Raw genomic sequence first — 14,648 nt, 5'->3', positions numbered from 1 at the left:
TACAACCAGTGAGATCGCACTCCTTACCCTGCGTCATTTTTTCTTACACCTTTTGTCGCCAGATCCCACATTGCCCGGCGATCGAAAACCGGCGCAGCGGATCATTTTGGTATCATGCGCCGCTTTTACGGTTAACCCGCCCGCCTGTCCTGCCGACTGGCGGGCTCCAAAGGGCGGTATGAAATGACGGCTTTGTTGACTCGCCGCAAGGTGCTTGCGGGAATGGGCGTACTCGGTCTCGGCCTGCTCGCCGGCTGCGACACCCGCGGCGAACTGTCGTACAAGTACGGCAAGGATCTGAGCGACAAGATCCTCGGACGCACCTTCAAGCTCAAGGACACCGAAGGCAACACCGTGTCGCTGTCGAGCTTTCGCGGCCTGATGCCGATGATCTTCTTCGGTTTCACCCAGTGCCCGGCGATCTGCCCGACGACGCTGGCCCGCGCCGCGAAAATCAAGAAGCTGATGGGCAAGGACGGCGACATCCTGCAAGTGGTGTTCATCACCCTCGACCCGGAACGCGACACCCCGGAAATCCTCGACGCCTACGTCAAGACCTTCGATCCAAGCTTCGTCGCCCTGTACGGCACCCTCGAAGAAACCAAGGCCACCGCCAAGGAATTCGACGTGTTCTACGAAAAAGTCCCGGCCGGCGACACCTATACCCTCTCCCACACCGCCACCAGCTATGTCTACGACACCCGGGGCACGTTGCGTGTGGGCCTGTCTCAATCGCTTTCTGCACAAGAGTGCACGGAAGATTTGCTTACCGTCATGGAGGTCTGCTGATGAACCCTTTTCTGAACCACATCAAACGTGCCGCACTGGGCCTGTCCCTGCTGGGCCTGGCTTTCCAGGTATCGGCGCAGACCAGGGTCGACGACGCCTGGGTGCGTGCGACCGTGCCGAACCAGTCGGCCAGCGGCGCGTTCATGACCGTCACCGCCGACAGCGACAGCAAACTGCTCAGCGTTGCCTCGCCTGCGGCCAAGGACGTGCAGATTCATGAAATGACCATGAAGAACGACGTGATGAGCATGGGCCCGGTGAAATCGGTCGACCTGCCAGCGGGCAAGGCCGTCAACTTCGACCCGAATGGCTACCACGTGATGCTGATGGGCCTGACCGCTCAGCTGAAGGAAGGCGACAGCGTGCCGCTGACCCTGACCGTGGAAAACGCCAAGGGCGAAAAAGAAACCGTTGAAGTCAAAGCACCGGTCAAGGCGCTGACCATGGAAGGCCACGATCACAGCAAGATGCATTGATCGCTGACTGACAGATCTACGGTTTCAAAAAACAAAAGGGGCGGCATGATCGATGATCATGCCGCCCCTTTTGCATCTGGATATCAGACCAGTTTCAATTCGACCTCGATATTGTTGCGCGTAGCCTTGGAGTACGGGCACACCTGATGCGCCGCATCCACCAGCTGCTGCGCCGCGCCACGCTCCATTCCCGGCAGGCTTACATTCAGTCGCGCCTGCAGGAGATACCCTCCCGAATTAGTGCCCAGGTCCACTTCGGCATCCACCGCCAGGTCTGCCGGCAGGCTGATTTTCTGCTGCCCCGCCACCGCTTTCATCGCGCCAATGAAACACGCCGACCAGCCTGCGGCGAACAATTGTTCCGGATTGGTCCCGCCGCCACTGGAACCGGGCGACGACAGTTTTACATCGAGGATCCCGTCGGAACTGCGCGATGCGCCGTCACGTCCGCCGGTGGTGTGGGTTTTCGCGGTGTAGAGGACTTTTTCGATCTGACTCATGGCGATCTCCTGAATGAAAAACAGCAGATTGTTCACTCGGCGCCTCCCGTCGCAGCCTTGAGGTGCGCCACCCGTTTCACACAGCCCTCTCACTATAGACGCGGGTTTGCCGCTCACCCGGCCGGCGGACGTGCGGATAACCGCCGGTCGTATTGGCACCGCCAAGCGGGTTGACAGAACCAGAGGGCGAGAGGATTATTATTACATCGCATACGATCTAACCGTATACGATCACAACCAATCACAACACCTTGAGGATTCCCCCATGAGCAAAATCGAAAAAGTCCTGGCCACCGGCAAAACCCACACCACCGCCAGCAGCGCCGGTCTCACCTCCCGTGGCCACAACGGCAATCTGGACATTCAGCTCTCGACGCCCGGCAGTGCCAAACCGGCGCACGTGTTTGCCAACGTCCTGCCCCACCCGACCGCCGAGCAACTGTTCGCCGGTGCCTGGTCGTCCTGCTACACCGCCGCCGTCGGCCTGGTGGCCAATGACCTGGGCGTGGTGCTGCCGGCCGACATGTCGGTAGACATCGAAGTGGATCTGGGCCAGACCGGCCCCGCCTATTTCCTTCAGGCTCGCCTGACCCTGCGCGTCCCGGGCATCGCTGAGGACATCGCGAAAAACCTGGCCCACACCGCTGACCAGATCTGCCCGTACTCCAAGGCGACTCGCGGCAACATCGAGGTGGCACTGAACGTCATCACTGAGTAATTTTTTCGCGCCAAATAAATCGCATGCGATGTAGGCGCATAAGAAACAACTAACCGGTTCGCGCTGTCCATGGCGAACCGGTTACCTCAGGCGACATGATCAACCCTCCCGATAGAATCGCATCCGACGTATAGTTCGCCCCATACGTTTCACCGGTCACCCGACCCACGAGGATGAACATGAATTCCACCGCCAATACCGCACCAACCGATCTCAAACTCAGCGATTTCCTGTGCTTTGCCGTCTACTCCACCAACCTGGCGTTCGGCAAGGCCTACAAACCGATCCTCGAACGACTCGGTCTGACATACACCCAGTACATCACCATCGTCTCCCTGTGGGAGCAGGACAACCAGACCGTCGGCGGCCTGGGCGAGAAGCTGTTCCTGGAATCGAACACCCTCACGCCAATCCTGAAAAAACTTCAGGCCATGGGTTATGTGCAACGCCAGCGTGACCCGGCAGATGAACGCCAGGTGCGGATCAGCCTGACCCAGAGTGGCCGTGACCTGCGCAACGTGTCTTCGGGCACGAGCCTGTTCGAGGCGACGGGGCTGACCACGGAAGAGTTCACGCAGATGCAGAAATCGATCGTCAAGTTGCGCAACAACCTGATCCGGTCGATGAATGCCGAGGGTTGATCGAGTCCTGATGGAAAGCGTGCTTTACATAACTAGTGGCTTCAGTAACTATGTAAAGGGTCTTTTACACAGGAAGTGAAGCATGAATCGATTCCATCTCGAAATGGGCGGCGCGCTGGTGCTGTATGCCGTCGTGCTGATTGCCTCGACGGTTGCGCTGCAGTCGTTGGAGGACGCCAACATTTACCTGCGCACGCTCATTGTTCTGACGCCGATGATTCCGGCCGCACTGGTGTGCTGGAGCGTGGTACGCGACATGAGGCGTCTGGACGAAATGTATCTGCGCATCCAGTTCGAAGCCCTCGGCTTCGCCTTCGCTGCCTCGGCCTTGCTGACCTTCAGCTACGGTTTTCTGGAGAACGTCGGCGCCCCCCATATCCCGTGGTTCTGGGTCTGGCCGGTGATGGGCGCGATGTGGATGATCGGCCTGCGGATCGCGCGGCGCCGCTACCAATGAAGAACCGGCTCAAGGAACTGCGCGCCGAGCGCAAGTGGTCGCAGGTGGATCTGGCCGAACGCTTGAACGTTTCGCGCCAGACCATCAATGCGATTGAAAACGAACGCTACGACCCGAGCCTGCCTCTGGCATTCCAGATTGCCCGGGCGTTCGAGATGCCGATCGAGAGCATCTTCGATGACACAGTGAGTTGATTCGAAAACTCCACCCGTCAGCACGGGCTGCCGGGTGGACTGTTCAGAAAAGACGAATGTTCAACTCCCCGCCCCGCCATGGGCCTCTTCAAAGAAATAATCCTTCCAGCTGTCCGCCTTGTTCTTCAGCACACCCAGCTCCTGCAATTTCTCTGCATAGATATAGGTGCGTTGCGGCACGACGGTGAAATCGATTTCCGGATCGGTGACGATTTTCTCCACCAGCGCCAGCGGCAACTTCGACTGTTCAACCCGAATGTAAGCCTGAGCCGCGGCAGGCTTGTCCGCCTTGATGATCTTCTCGGCCTCGACCAGTGCGTCGTAGAACGCCTTGTAGGTTTTCGGGTTTTCGTCGTGGAATTTTTCCGTGGTGTAGAGCACGTTGAACGTGGCTTGGCCGCCGAGCACGTCGTAGGAACTCAGCACTTTATGCACGTTGGGATTCTGCAGCGCCTGGTACTGGAACGGCGGGCTGGAGAAATGCGCGTTGATTTCCGAGCCGCCGGCGATCAATGCAGCCGTGGCATCCGGGTGCGGCAGGCTGACGGAGATGTCGTCGAATTTCTTGTATTGGTCATTGCCGAATTCCTTGGCAGTTTCGATCTGCAGCGTGCGGGACTGGAAGCCCACACCCGCCGCCGGCACGGCGATGCGATCCTTGTCGCTGAAGTCCTTGAGGGTTTTCACGTTCGGGTTATTGGTCAGCAGGTAGTTAGGCATCGAGCCCAGCGAAGCGATGGCCTTGACGTTCTGCTTGCCCTTGGTGCGATCCCACACGGTGAGCATCGGCGGCACGCCGGCCGAGACCACGTCCAGGGATCCGGTGAGCAGCGCTTCGTTCATGGCGGTGGCGCCGGAAATGCTGTTCCAGTCGACCTTGATGTCCAGGCCCTGGGCCTTGCCGTGTTTCTCGATCAAGTGCTGATCGCGCACCACATCCAGAATCAGATATCCGATGCCGAATTGCTGGGCGATGCTGATCTTGCCTTCGGCTTGAGCAGTGTTGCCGAGCAGCGCACCAGCCAGCGAAGCCGCCAGCAGCGTCAGTGCAGAACGTTTGAACGGTAGGGCCATGACAACCTCGCAGTGATTTACCGGGAAATCTGTGAGGCCGGACTCTATCGCTATAAAAAACGAAATTTAAATACCGTTATCGCATATTGATATCACCTGAATGTCAGTCTTGCAGAAACGCCTGCAAGTCCGCGCCCAAGCCATCGAACACCGCTGAAACCCGCTGCACCCGGCGCATGTCCTGATGCATGGCGATCCACACATCCACCGTAAAATCCACGTCTGCGGGCAGAACTCGTATCAGACCATGGCGCTCGGCCAGTTGCCGGGAACTCACGCCAATCCCCAGCCCGGCACGCAACGCCGCCCATTGCGCCAGATGATCATCGGTGCGGATGGCCGTGTGCTCGGCTGAACAATCGAAGCCGCGCTCGCGCAGGAATTCGATCTCGCCCGCATTGCGATCCGGGCCGATCAGCGAAAAACGGCGCAAGTCCTCAGGCGTTTCAGGCACGCCCTGCTCCGCCAGCAATTCCGGCGTGGCGTACAGGCCGACGTGCAGGTCGCCGACCTTGCGCGCCACCACCGACGCTTCGGTCGGGCGGCGGATGCGCACGGCGACGTCGGCCTCTTGCCGTGAGAGGGTTTGCAGACGATTCGACACGTTCAGTTCCAGCGCCAATTGCGGGTGCTGTTGACGTAAACGGCGCAACATCGGCGGCAGGATCTCGACGCCCAATAGCTTGCCGGCCGTCAGGCGCACGGTGCCGCCGGTTTGCGCCACGTCGGCGGAAGCGGCGCGGTTGAAGGCGTTGGCGGCCAGGGCCATGGCTTCGACGTGGCCGATCAACTCCCTGGCGGTCTCGGTCGGCAACAGCCCCGAGGGCGAACGAATGAACAGGCTGACGCCGACGCTCTGCTCCAGCACCTCGATCCGCCGTCGCGCCGTGGCCTGGGCGATTCCCAACAAGCGCGCGGCGCCCGACAGACTGCCGGTGCGCAATACCGCGAGAAAGGCGCGCTGGGTTTCCCATTGAAGTTGTGGAGCGTTCATACATTTCCTGTGAGCGGTTGGGCAGTTTTGGCCGATGTTCATTCACCGGGGTCTGCGGCATGCTGCGCGAGCATACCGCACGGGCCTTGCGCCCGGCATCGAACCCGCAGTTGAAGGAGCCTTGCCCATGACACTCACCGGCCAATGTCGCTGCAGTGCCGTCCGCTATCAGTTGAACACCGACGTGCCGCCGGCGATCTACGCCTGCCATTGCACGGATTGCCAGACCTGGAGCGGCAGCGCCTTTGCCCTGCACGCCCTGCTGCCCGCCGACGCCCTGACGTTGACCGGGCCACTGACCACTTATGCCTACGATCTCAATGGGCAGCACGCCGAACATCAGCTGTGCAGCGTCTGCCACACGCGATTGTTCAACACCACAACGGCCGCGCCGGGGATGAAAGTGCTGCGCGCCGGCACGCTCGATGAAAGTCGCTCACTGCAACCGATGGCGCACATCTGGGTGAGTCACAAACAACCCTGGCTGACGCTGCCCGAGGGGCTGCCGAGCTGGCCGCAAAGCCCGACCCCGCAAGCCTTCGGCGAAGCCCTCATGGCGTACGCTGGTTGAACCGGGTTCTGAGCCCGTCGGCGTTCGACGACAAACGCTTCGCGGTGTCCACAAACGGGGTGACGATCAGGCTGTACAACGTCAGATAACGCGTGCGGTCCTGCTCGCCCGTGCCGAAGCGCAGCACTTCGGGCTTTGAAGTGGTGACGTACAGCGTGCCGAACAGCCAGTCCCACAGTGACAGATTGATCGCGAAGTTCTTGTTGAAATGTCGCGGTGCGTCGCTGTGGTGAATCTGGTGCTGGGCCGGGCTGTTGAGCACATGCTCGACCGCCGGCCCGAACGACAGCCAGACATGGCTGTGGCGCAGATTGGAACCCAGGCTGTTGATGATCAGCACCAGCCACGTCACGCCGAACAGCGTATAGCGGCTGACTTCGCCGCCGCAGGCGTACCAGACCACACCGGCAAACGCGCCGAGGCCAGCGGTGATGACGGTTCGTTCAACAATCGATTCGACAATGTGAATCCGGCTGGCGGTGGCCGGCACCAGCACCGGCGCCGAATGGTGAACCTTGTGAAATTCCCACAGATAGCGGGAGTGGAAGGCGCGGTGAATCCAGTAATGCAGAAAATCCCTGAACAGGAACACACCCAGTCCGTAGAACAGCGCGATCATCGGGTGATCCGGCACTTGCTCGCGCGCGCCCCACAGCTGAGTGAAAAACTGCGCGTAATCACCTGAACGCAGAATGTGCGGATCGACAAGGCCGACCACGGGCAACACCAGCGTCACCCGAAGAATCGCCTTGATGAAGTAATAACGGTAATCCAGCCAGGCCGAACGATGCCCGTGAACGCGACCGCCGCCGACAAATTGCCAGAAGGATCGGGCCTGCGTCAGGTGTCGGGATTTTCGGTGGCGATAAAGGCCGTAAGCCACGCCGTAGGACGTGAGCAGGAACACCACGCCAAGGCGACCGTTCAAATCGAACAGGCCAAGGAACTGCTCGGTGACCGGATCGATCACCCAGCGGCTGAGCTGCGCAAAGAGTTGCGTGAGGACATCCACGGAGCTTGATCTCCATCAGAGGTCGCGCATTGTAAATCGCACTGGTTCGCAAATGCAGCACGAACGGATCAAAGGCCGGTTAAACAGCCTGAAACAATAAAACCGTCACCGCGCTCGGGACGGAAAACCGCCAGGACGGTCGCCGAGCAAGGCCCCAGCTCATCCGGGTTGCTAACCGCGCCTTCCGGGACCGGTTCACCCAGCCGTTTAAAAAGGCGATCAGACAGCCCACCCTTGGTATCATCGCCCACACTTTTATGACGATTTGATGGCTGGAAGGTCTTTTTGTGAGCGCTCTTTTTCAACGGTTGCGGCGTCTGGATGCCCGTCTTCTTTCTCTGGTTTTCCTGGTACTGATTGTACCGGTGTGCCTGCGGGCGGCACTTGGCTGGTCGAGCCTGTTCGGTTACCTGTCGGATCTGGCCATCGGCAGTCTGCTGGTGGTGCTGTTGCATCGTCGTCCCTGGTGGCTGGCGCTGCCGGTGCTGCTGTTCTGGGGACTGCTGGCGGTGGCGACCGCTGAACTGGTCAGCGCGGTCGGCCGCCTGCCGACCGTGGCGGACCTGCATTACCTGATCGACCCGCAGTTCGTGGAGAACTCCACCGGCGGCGGCTTCGCCCACCCCGGCGTGGCGGTTGCGCTGCTGGTGGCTCTGGTCTTGTGGTTGCTGAGTCATTGGACTCGACGCGCGACAACCGCCCCCGCTCTGCCCCGCGCAGCCTGGGCGACGCCGGTGCTGCTGTTCTCCGCGTACTGGGGCGCTCAGCATCTGGCCCCGAGCGATGCCGACCCGTGGCGTCTGTACAACCTGCCTCACCAGTTGCTGGCCGCGCAGGTCGCCGACGTGCAGATGCAGGCTGAAGAATGGCTGGACGGCGACACTCAATTCGCTCCCCCGCCCATGGCCGGGCTCACCGATGTCGATCTGAACGGTCACCCGTTGCTGGCGGCCAAGGGCCAGGCGCGCAATGTGCTGATCGTTGCCCTCGAAGGCATTCCCGGTGCCTACATCGGCGCCAATCGCCAAGCCATCGGCAGCCATTATCAGGAAGACCTGATGCCCAACCTCAGCCGCTGGGCCGAGCGCGGCATGAACACCCCGGATTACGTGCTGCACACCCACCAGACCATTCGCGGTCTGTACGCCATGCTCTGCGGCGATTACGACAAACTCGACAACGGCACGCCCAAAGGCGTGGAAATGCTGACCCAGCACGAGCGCAATCAGGCCTGTCTGCCGGCCCAGTTGCGTCAGCACGGTTTCGCCACGCACTACCTGCAAGGCGCAGGGCTGCGGTTCATGGCCAAAGACAAGATCATGCCGCACATCGGTTTCGATGCGACCCATGGCCTGGAGTGGTTCACCAACGCCAACTACCTGGAATTCCCGTGGGGCAAGGATGACAAGGCGTTCTTCGAAGGCGCGCTGAAATACGTCGGCGACCTGAAAAAGCAGAAGCAGCCGTGGATGCTCACGCTGCTCACAGTCGGCACTCACCAGCCCTACTCCGCGCCGGAGGAATACCTGCAACGCTACGACACGCCGAAGCAAGCCGCCGTCGGTTATCTGGACGATGCGCTGGAACAGTTTCTCAGCGGCCTCGAACGCCAGGGCGTGCTGAAAGACACGCTGGTGGTGATCACCTCGGACGAATCCCACGGCATCGACGGTGTGCGCCTCGCGTCGTCCTGGGGCTTCAACCTGACCCTCGCGCCGGAGCAGGCGCAACTGCCGCGCCTGAACGCCGGGGTCTACGGTCACGTCGATCTGAGCGCGTCGATTCTGGATTACTTCGACTTTCCCGTGCCTTCCGCCCTCAGCGGTCGCTCGCTGTTTCGCGATTACGATTCGGGCCGCGAAATCATGTCGTTCACCAACGGCAAGCTGCGCTATCACGACGGTCGCGGCCTGCTGACCGAATGCGACATGCCGCGCCGCTGCCGCAATTACGCCAGTGAAGGATTCATCGCCGAAAGCGCCACGTTCAAGGGCAACGCCAGCGGCCAGAATGCCCGGGACATCGCCGCCCGCGCCTCGGCCCTGGACCTGTCGCTGCTGCGTACTCCGCTCAACCAGCGCTATCAGTTCGGCAGCGCCAACGTCATTCCGCTGCAAGCGCAGATCAAGGATGACTGGGCTGACAACCTGATCGGCGCGCAATACCTGGAGATGCCAAAAGGCTCCCACACCCGCGTGCGCCTGACCGTGCGTTCGGTGGATCCGCAGCAGGCGGCGTACATTCAGCTCAAGGCCAAGGAGTTCGAACAGGACGTGCAACTGGGCCTGCCGACCGAGATGGTCGCCACGGCGGATCAGCCGCTGGAGATGGATTTCAGCTTCGACAACCCGCAACCGCGCAAGGCGTTCTCGTTCCACTTGTTGGGGTATGGCCTGGGCGCCGTGGAAGTCAGTGATTTCAGCGTGATCACCGAACTGCCGGGGCAACAGGATCTGCTGGACGAGATCCCGGAAGAAGACACCGCTCAATCGAGTTGAGGTCGACGCCAGCGTCGCAACGACGCTGGCGCTTGTCCGGTGTGAACGATCAGAACGTGGTGCGCAGACCGACCTGAATGCTGCGCCCTTCTGCCGGCGCAATATCGCGCAGGATCGAGCTGGCATAACGCACGGTCTGGTTGGTCAGGTTCTCGGCATTGACGAAAGCCAGCCATTTGCTCTGGCCGACATCAAAGTGATAACCCACATTCGCTCCCAGCGTGGTGTAGCCGTCGGTGCTGCTTTCATTGTCCGGCACCCGGTGCTGGGAACTGGCGTGTTCCACATCGATGCGCGCCTGCCAGCGATCCAGCTCCCACAACAGCCCGGTGTTCAACCGCAGCGGTGCGATGCGCGGCAGGTCCTGGCCGTTGTCGAGGTTCTTGGCGCGGGTGTAGTCGCCCGACAGCTCCAGCGCAAACTTGCCGTAAGCGTTTTCGCCAAGCGTCCAGCGATCCTGCGCTTCGATGCCGCTAAAGCGCGCCCGCACGCCGGAGTAGGTGTATTCGGGGATGCCGTCGGCGTCCTCCTCCCCTTCGTCATTCAGCGTGCGCCCTGTCCCGAGCAGGCCGATGTAGTTGGAGAAATGGCTATAGAACACGCCGACGCTGCCCTTGTGCGTACCGTTGTCAAAACGCAGGGCCAGGTCACTGGAGACGGCTTTCTCTTTCGACAGCCCCGCATCCCCGACTTCATAAGTGCCGGTGGCGACGTGGGCGCCGTTGGCGTAAAGCTCATAGAACGTCGGCGCGCGTTCGGTGTAGCCCAGCGTGGCGGCAACCGACCAGACCGGCGTCAGAGTGTACACCGCACCGGATGACAGGCTGCCGGCGGTGAAGCTGCTGGAGCGATCGGCATTGGCGAAACGCTCGTTGCCCTTGGCGTCCGGATCGACGGTGGTGTGTTCGAGGCGTCCGCCGAGGGTGAACAGCAGGCGATCCGTGGCTTGCAGCTCTTCAAGAATGAACAGTGCACCGGCATCGGTATCGGTGTGCGGCACGAAGGCTTCTTCGCCCAGCGCCGAGAATTCGTTGCGACTGACTTGTGCGCCAATCACCCCGTTGAACGGCCCCAGCGGCTGATGCCGGGCCTCGACCCGCGCCTCGTAGCCCTTGTTCTTGAACGTGGTGCCGACCTCGCCGCCCTCGATTTCGCGGTGCTGGTAATCGGTGTAACCGGCGTCGAGTTTCACCGAGCTGAACGGGCCGTCGAGGTTGCGGATTTCCGAAGCGAACGCGTAGTGCTCCTGCTCCATGCGGATGCGCACATCGTCTTCGGCCGGCGAGCCGTAGTTCGAATCGTAATTGCTGTACGACAGCCCCGCGTAACCGTCATCCCAGGTGTACGACCCGCCCACCGCACCGCCGTCCTGACGACCGTCGCTGTTGGCCAGCCGATGTTTCTTCGAATCACCATCGTCGTTCGCCCGCTCACGACTGGTCTTGGCGTAGCCGGGAATCTTCAGGTCATTGAACTCGCGGGCGCTGGCGTCCAGGTGCAAGGCGAACTGGCCGTTACCGGCTTCGAGCTTACCGGCGCTGCTGCGGGTAGTTTCCGCGCCGCCGTAGCGCAACTCGCCGGCACCGTGAATGCCGTCGATGGCTTCGGTCGGGATGCGGTTGTCGAAGGTGTTGACCACCCCGCCGATGGCGCTGCCGCCGTACAGCAAGGCTGCCGGGCCACGGACGATTTCGATGCGCTCGACGTTGACCGGATCCAGCGGCACCGCGTGATCGTAGGACAGCGACGAAGCGTCCAGCGCGCCGACGCCGTTGCGCAGGATGCGGATGCGATCGCCGTCCTGCCCGCGAATGATCGGGCGACTGGCACCCGGGCCGAAGTAGGACGACGACACACCCGGCTGCTTGTTCAGGGTTTCGCCGAGGCTGCCCTTTTGCTGCAGCGTCAGCTCATCGCCGCTCAACACGGTCGAGGGCGAGGCCAGGGTCTGACTGCCCAGCGGATTGCCGGTGATGACTTGCGGTTGCAGTTCCAGCGGGTCGGCGGCGAATGCGGGCGAAGCGATCAGCAGCGCCGAGGCCATGAGCGTCAGGCGGGGTTGGAAGGTGTGGAAACGGGAAGGCATTTCAGGAATCCGTCAGGCAGAAAAGTGAGGATCAATGCCAGCACTACAGAGGGTGTATTACCGGCATCGATCAGATGAAATCATTTTTATGTTATACAATAACATTTCTAATGGCCATCACGCTTCTTCCACACAATTGCAAACCATCGCTCAAGCACGGGCATTTCAGCGCCCTGCCCGGCACCGGATCACGAGACTTCGCGTAAGAGACTGCGCCTATCACGCACCAATAGTCGGCCTATTAGCTGACTCGCCGAGTCGGGTCTAGCCTTACTACTCCGAAGTCGGCACGAGCCGGCCGCAGAAGACCTGATAAGGACCCGAACATGGCAAATGAATCGAAATGCCCGTTCAATCACGCCGCCGGCGGTGGCACGACGAACCGCGATTGGTGGCCGAATCAACTGAACCTGAAAATCCTGAGTCAGCACTCGCCCGCATCCGATCCGCTGGGCAAGGACTTCGACTACGCCAAGGCTTTCAAAAGCCTGGATTTCCAGGCCCTCAAACGCGATCTTACGGCGCTGATGACCGACTCCCAGGAGTGGTGGCCAGCGGACTTCGGCCACTACGGCCCGCTCTTCATCCGCATGGCCTGGCACAGCGCCGGCACCTATCGCACCGCTGACGGCCGTGGCGGCGCCGGCTCCGGCCAGCAACGCTTCGCCCCGCTCAACAGCTGGCCGGACAACGTCAGCCTCGACAAGGCCCGCCGCCTGCTGTGGCCGATCAAGCAGAAATACGGCCGCAACATTTCCTGGGCTGACCTGATCGTGCTCACCGGTAACGTCGCGCTGGAGTCGATGGGCTTCAAGACCTTCGGTTTCTCCGGTGGCCGCGCAGACGTCTGGGAGCCGGATGAAGATGTGTACTGGGGCTCGGAAAACAAATGGCTGGGCGGCGACAATCGCTACGGCAAGGATCCGGAATCCATGCAACCGCCGGGCGAAGGCACGCTGGTGGCCGAGCCCGCCGAACACGGCAATGAGGAAAGCCGCACCAATCAGGGCGAACGAAACCTCGAGAACCCGCTCGCCGCCGTGCAGATGGGCCTGATCTACGTGAACCCGGAAGGTCCGGAAGGCAATCCCGACCCGGTGGCCTCGGCCAAGGACATCCGCGAAACCTTCGGCCGCATGGCCATGAACGACGAGGAAACCGTCGCCCTGATCGCCGGTGGCCACGCCTTCGGCAAGACCCACGGCGCCGGCCCGGCCGATAACGTCGGCCCGGAACCGGAAGCCGCCGGCCTTGAAGAACAAGGCCTGGGCTGGAAAAGCACCTTCGGCACCGGCAAAGGGGCCGACACCATCACCAGCGGCCTGGAAGTCACCTGGACCACCACCCCGACCAAGTGGAGTAACAACTACCTGGAAAACCTGTTCGGCTTCGAGTGGGAACTGACCAAGAGCCCCGCCGGCGCCCATCAGTGGAAACCGAAAAACGGCGCCGGGGCCGGCACCATTCCCCACGCCCACGACCCGAACAAACGCATCGACCCGACCATGCTCACCTCTGACCTGGCCCTGCGTTTCGACCCGGCCTACGAGAAAATTTCGCGGCGCTTCCTGGCCAATCCCGATCAACTGGCCGACGCCTTCGCCCGGGCCTGGTACAAACTGATTCACCGCGACATGGGCCCGCTCTCGCGTTATCTCGGCCCGGAATTGCCCCAGGAAGAACTGCTGTGGCAAGACCCGATTCCCGAAGCCAAACATCCACTGGTGGATGACAGCGATATCAGGGCGCTGAAAGGCAAAGTACTGGCGTCGGGGCTGTCCGTTTCGGAACTGGTTTCCACTGCCTGGGCGGCCGCATCGACCTTCCGGGGCTCGGACAAACGCGGCGGCGCCAATGGCGGGCGTCTGCGTCTGGCACCGCAGAAATTCTGGCAGGCCAACCAGCCGGAGCAACTGGACAAGGTGCTGAAAGTCCTCGAGGGCATTCAAAACGAGTTCAACACTGGAGCGACAGGCAAGCAAGTCTCGCTGGCGGACCTGATCGTGCTGGCCGGTAACGCCGGTGTCGAGCAAGCGGCGCAAAACGCCGGGCATACCGTGACCGTGCCGTTCAATCCGGGGCGCACCGATGCAACTCAGGAGCAAACCGATGTCGAGTCATTCGGCTTCCTCGAGCCGCATACCGACGGCTTCCGCAACTACGCCGCCAACACCTACCGCGTGCCGGCCGAAGCGTTGCTGATCGACAAGGCGCAACTGCTGACCCTTTCTGCACCGGAACTGACCGTGCTGATCGGCGGCCTGCGGGTGCTGGACACCAACGTCGGCAAGACGAAACACGGGGTGTTCACCGACAAACCCGGCTCCCTCACAAACGACTTCTTCCGCAACCTGCTGGACATGGGCGTGGAATGGAAACCGACGTCGAAAACCGAGTTCGAAGGCCGCGACCGTAAAACCGGCAGCGTGAAATGGACGGCGACCCGGGTCGATCTGGTGTTCGGTTCCAACGCCGTACTGCGGGCGCTGGCCGAGGTGTATGCCAGCTCCGATGCGAAGGAAAAGTTCGTCAACGACTTCGTTGCTGCGTGGGCGAAGGTCATGGATCTGGATCGGTTTGATTTGCGCCAATAAACCTTTTTCATCCACCCACAAAAAACGCCGCTCATCGAGCGGCG

General features: G+C 61.3%; 14 protein-coding genes. 9 read left to right on the top strand and 5 right to left on the bottom strand.

What is annotated here, in order from left to right; translation table 11 throughout:
- Positions 1 to 183: 183 nt before the first annotated feature.
- Both ABTV87_RS11960 and ABTV87_RS11955 read left to right on the top strand, forming a co-directional pair.
- On the top strand, positions 184 to 789 hold the full coding sequence (locus tag ABTV87_RS11960; RefSeq protein WP_179695470.1) for an SCO family protein: 606 nt from the start codon (positions 184 to 186) through the stop codon (positions 787 to 789).
- On the top strand, positions 789 to 1,265 hold the full coding sequence (locus ABTV87_RS11955; protein ID WP_085748386.1) for a copper chaperone PCu(A)C: 477 nt from the start codon (positions 789 to 791) through the stop codon (positions 1,263 to 1,265). Before ABTV87_RS11960 ends, ABTV87_RS11955 begins: the two co-directional genes overlap by 1 nt.
- 83 nt (positions 1,266 to 1,348) lie before the next feature.
- On the opposite strand, the gene ABTV87_RS11950 is transcribed toward ABTV87_RS11955, so the two are convergent.
- Positions 1,349 to 1,765, bottom strand: a complete 417-nt coding sequence (locus tag ABTV87_RS11950) for an organic hydroperoxide resistance protein (RefSeq protein ID WP_007956881.1) — start codon at positions 1,763 to 1,765, stop codon at positions 1,349 to 1,351.
- A gap of 265 nt (positions 1,766 to 2,030) precedes the next feature.
- Here ABTV87_RS11950 and ABTV87_RS11945 point away from each other — a divergent pair, with 265 nt between their 5' ends.
- From ABTV87_RS11945 to ABTV87_RS11930, 4 genes are all read left to right on the top strand, one after another.
- The gene (locus ABTV87_RS11945; RefSeq protein WP_007956895.1) at positions 2,031 to 2,483 is read left to right on the top strand and encodes an Ohr family peroxiredoxin; all 453 of its coding nucleotides are present in this window, start codon (positions 2,031 to 2,033) and stop codon (positions 2,481 to 2,483) included.
- A 179-nt stretch (positions 2,484 to 2,662) separates the two neighbouring features.
- The gene (locus tag ABTV87_RS11940; protein WP_085608943.1) at positions 2,663 to 3,124 is read left to right on the top strand and encodes a MarR family winged helix-turn-helix transcriptional regulator; all 462 of its coding nucleotides are present in this window, start codon (positions 2,663 to 2,665) and stop codon (positions 3,122 to 3,124) included.
- An 82-nt stretch (positions 3,125 to 3,206) separates the two neighbouring features.
- Entirely contained in the window at positions 3,207 to 3,581 is a 375-nt protein-coding gene (locus tag ABTV87_RS11935; protein WP_007956899.1) for a hypothetical protein, read from the top strand.
- Entirely contained in the window at positions 3,578 to 3,775 is a 198-nt protein-coding gene (locus tag ABTV87_RS11930) for a helix-turn-helix transcriptional regulator (RefSeq protein WP_007956901.1), read from the top strand. The genes ABTV87_RS11935 and ABTV87_RS11930 overlap by 4 nt, the downstream gene beginning before the upstream one ends.
- 60 nt (positions 3,776 to 3,835) lie before the next feature.
- On the opposite strand, the gene ABTV87_RS11925 is transcribed toward ABTV87_RS11930, so the two are convergent.
- Together ABTV87_RS11925 and ABTV87_RS11920 are read right to left on the bottom strand one after the other, a co-directional pair.
- Positions 3,836 to 4,849, bottom strand: a complete 1,014-nt coding sequence (locus tag ABTV87_RS11925; RefSeq protein WP_433899575.1) for an ABC transporter substrate-binding protein — start codon at positions 4,847 to 4,849, stop codon at positions 3,836 to 3,838.
- A gap of 103 nt (positions 4,850 to 4,952) precedes the next feature.
- The gene (locus tag ABTV87_RS11920; RefSeq protein WP_258713303.1) at positions 4,953 to 5,843 is read right to left on the bottom strand and encodes a LysR family transcriptional regulator; all 891 of its coding nucleotides are present in this window, start codon (positions 5,841 to 5,843) and stop codon (positions 4,953 to 4,955) included.
- A 127-nt stretch (positions 5,844 to 5,970) separates the two neighbouring features.
- On the opposite strand from ABTV87_RS11920, the gene ABTV87_RS11915 reads away from it, so the two are divergent.
- Positions 5,971 to 6,414, top strand: coding sequence for a GFA family protein (locus ABTV87_RS11915; protein WP_085608947.1), 444 nt, complete (start codon positions 5,971 to 5,973; stop codon positions 6,412 to 6,414).
- Here ABTV87_RS11915 and ABTV87_RS11910 read toward each other — a convergent pair.
- Positions 6,395 to 7,426: a sterol desaturase family protein gene (locus ABTV87_RS11910; protein ID WP_085608948.1), complete on the bottom strand. Its 1,032-nt coding sequence runs from the start codon at positions 7,424 to 7,426 to the stop codon at positions 6,395 to 6,397. The two genes, ABTV87_RS11915 and ABTV87_RS11910, sit on opposite strands and share 20 nt — an antisense overlap.
- Before the next feature lie 287 nt (positions 7,427 to 7,713).
- Here ABTV87_RS11910 and ABTV87_RS11905 point away from each other — a divergent pair, with 287 nt between their 5' ends.
- Positions 7,714 to 9,924 (top strand): LTA synthase family protein, encoded by a 2,211-nt coding sequence (locus ABTV87_RS11905; protein WP_085608949.1) that lies wholly within the window; start codon positions 7,714 to 7,716, stop codon positions 9,922 to 9,924.
- A 49-nt stretch (positions 9,925 to 9,973) separates the two neighbouring features.
- On the opposite strand, the gene ABTV87_RS11900 is transcribed toward ABTV87_RS11905, so the two are convergent.
- Positions 9,974 to 12,010, bottom strand: coding sequence for a TonB-dependent receptor (locus tag ABTV87_RS11900; RefSeq protein WP_433899574.1), 2,037 nt, complete (start codon positions 12,008 to 12,010; stop codon positions 9,974 to 9,976).
- A 326-nt stretch (positions 12,011 to 12,336) separates the two neighbouring features.
- On the opposite strand from ABTV87_RS11900, the gene katG reads away from it, so the two are divergent.
- Positions 12,337 to 14,604 carry a catalase/peroxidase HPI gene (gene katG / locus ABTV87_RS11895; protein WP_433899573.1) on the top strand — a complete coding sequence of 756 codons (2,268 nt, stop codon included), beginning with the start codon at positions 12,337 to 12,339 and terminating at the stop codon, positions 14,602 to 14,604.
- Positions 14,605 to 14,648: the final 44 nt, after the last annotated feature.

Source organism: Pseudomonas sp. PSE1(2024) (assembly GCF_050990555.1).
Classification (GTDB): domain Bacteria; phylum Pseudomonadota; class Gammaproteobacteria; order Pseudomonadales; family Pseudomonadaceae; genus Aquipseudomonas; species Aquipseudomonas aphyarum.
The sequence above is the reverse complement of the archived record's forward strand: the minus strand, read 5'-3'. Positions and strand labels throughout refer to the sequence as shown.

Bases quoted from the DNA above. Each gene is read 5' to 3' on its own strand.
- ABTV87_RS11925 (WP_433899575.1), bottom strand. From the start codon at position 4,849: ATGGCCCTACCGTTCAAACGTTCTGCACTGACGCTGCTGGCGGCTTCG.
- ABTV87_RS11940 (WP_085608943.1), top strand. From the start codon at position 2,663: ATGAATTCCACCGCCAATACCGCACCAACCGATCTCAAACTCAGCGAT.
- ABTV87_RS11945 (WP_007956895.1), top strand. From the start codon at position 2,031: ATGAGCAAAATCGAAAAAGTCCTGGCCACCGGCAAAACCCACACCACC.
- ABTV87_RS11900 (WP_433899574.1), bottom strand. From the start codon at position 12,010: ATGCCTTCCCGTTTCCACACCTTCCAACCCCGCCTGACGCTCATGGCC.
- ABTV87_RS11920 (WP_258713303.1), bottom strand. From the start codon at position 5,843: ATGAACGCTCCACAACTTCAATGGGAAACCCAGCGCGCCTTTCTCGCG.
- ABTV87_RS11960 (WP_179695470.1), top strand. From the start codon at position 184: ATGACGGCTTTGTTGACTCGCCGCAAGGTGCTTGCGGGAATGGGCGTA.
- ABTV87_RS11915 (WP_085608947.1), top strand. From the start codon at position 5,971: ATGACACTCACCGGCCAATGTCGCTGCAGTGCCGTCCGCTATCAGTTG.
- ABTV87_RS11930 (WP_007956901.1), top strand. From the start codon at position 3,578: ATGAAGAACCGGCTCAAGGAACTGCGCGCCGAGCGCAAGTGGTCGCAG.
- katG (WP_433899573.1), top strand. From the start codon at position 12,337: ATGGCAAATGAATCGAAATGCCCGTTCAATCACGCCGCCGGCGGTGGC.
- ABTV87_RS11950 (WP_007956881.1), bottom strand. From the start codon at position 1,765: ATGAGTCAGATCGAAAAAGTCCTCTACACCGCGAAAACCCACACCACC.
- ABTV87_RS11955 (WP_085748386.1), top strand. From the start codon at position 789: ATGAACCCTTTTCTGAACCACATCAAACGTGCCGCACTGGGCCTGTCC.
- ABTV87_RS11935 (WP_007956899.1), top strand. From the start codon at position 3,207: ATGAATCGATTCCATCTCGAAATGGGCGGCGCGCTGGTGCTGTATGCC.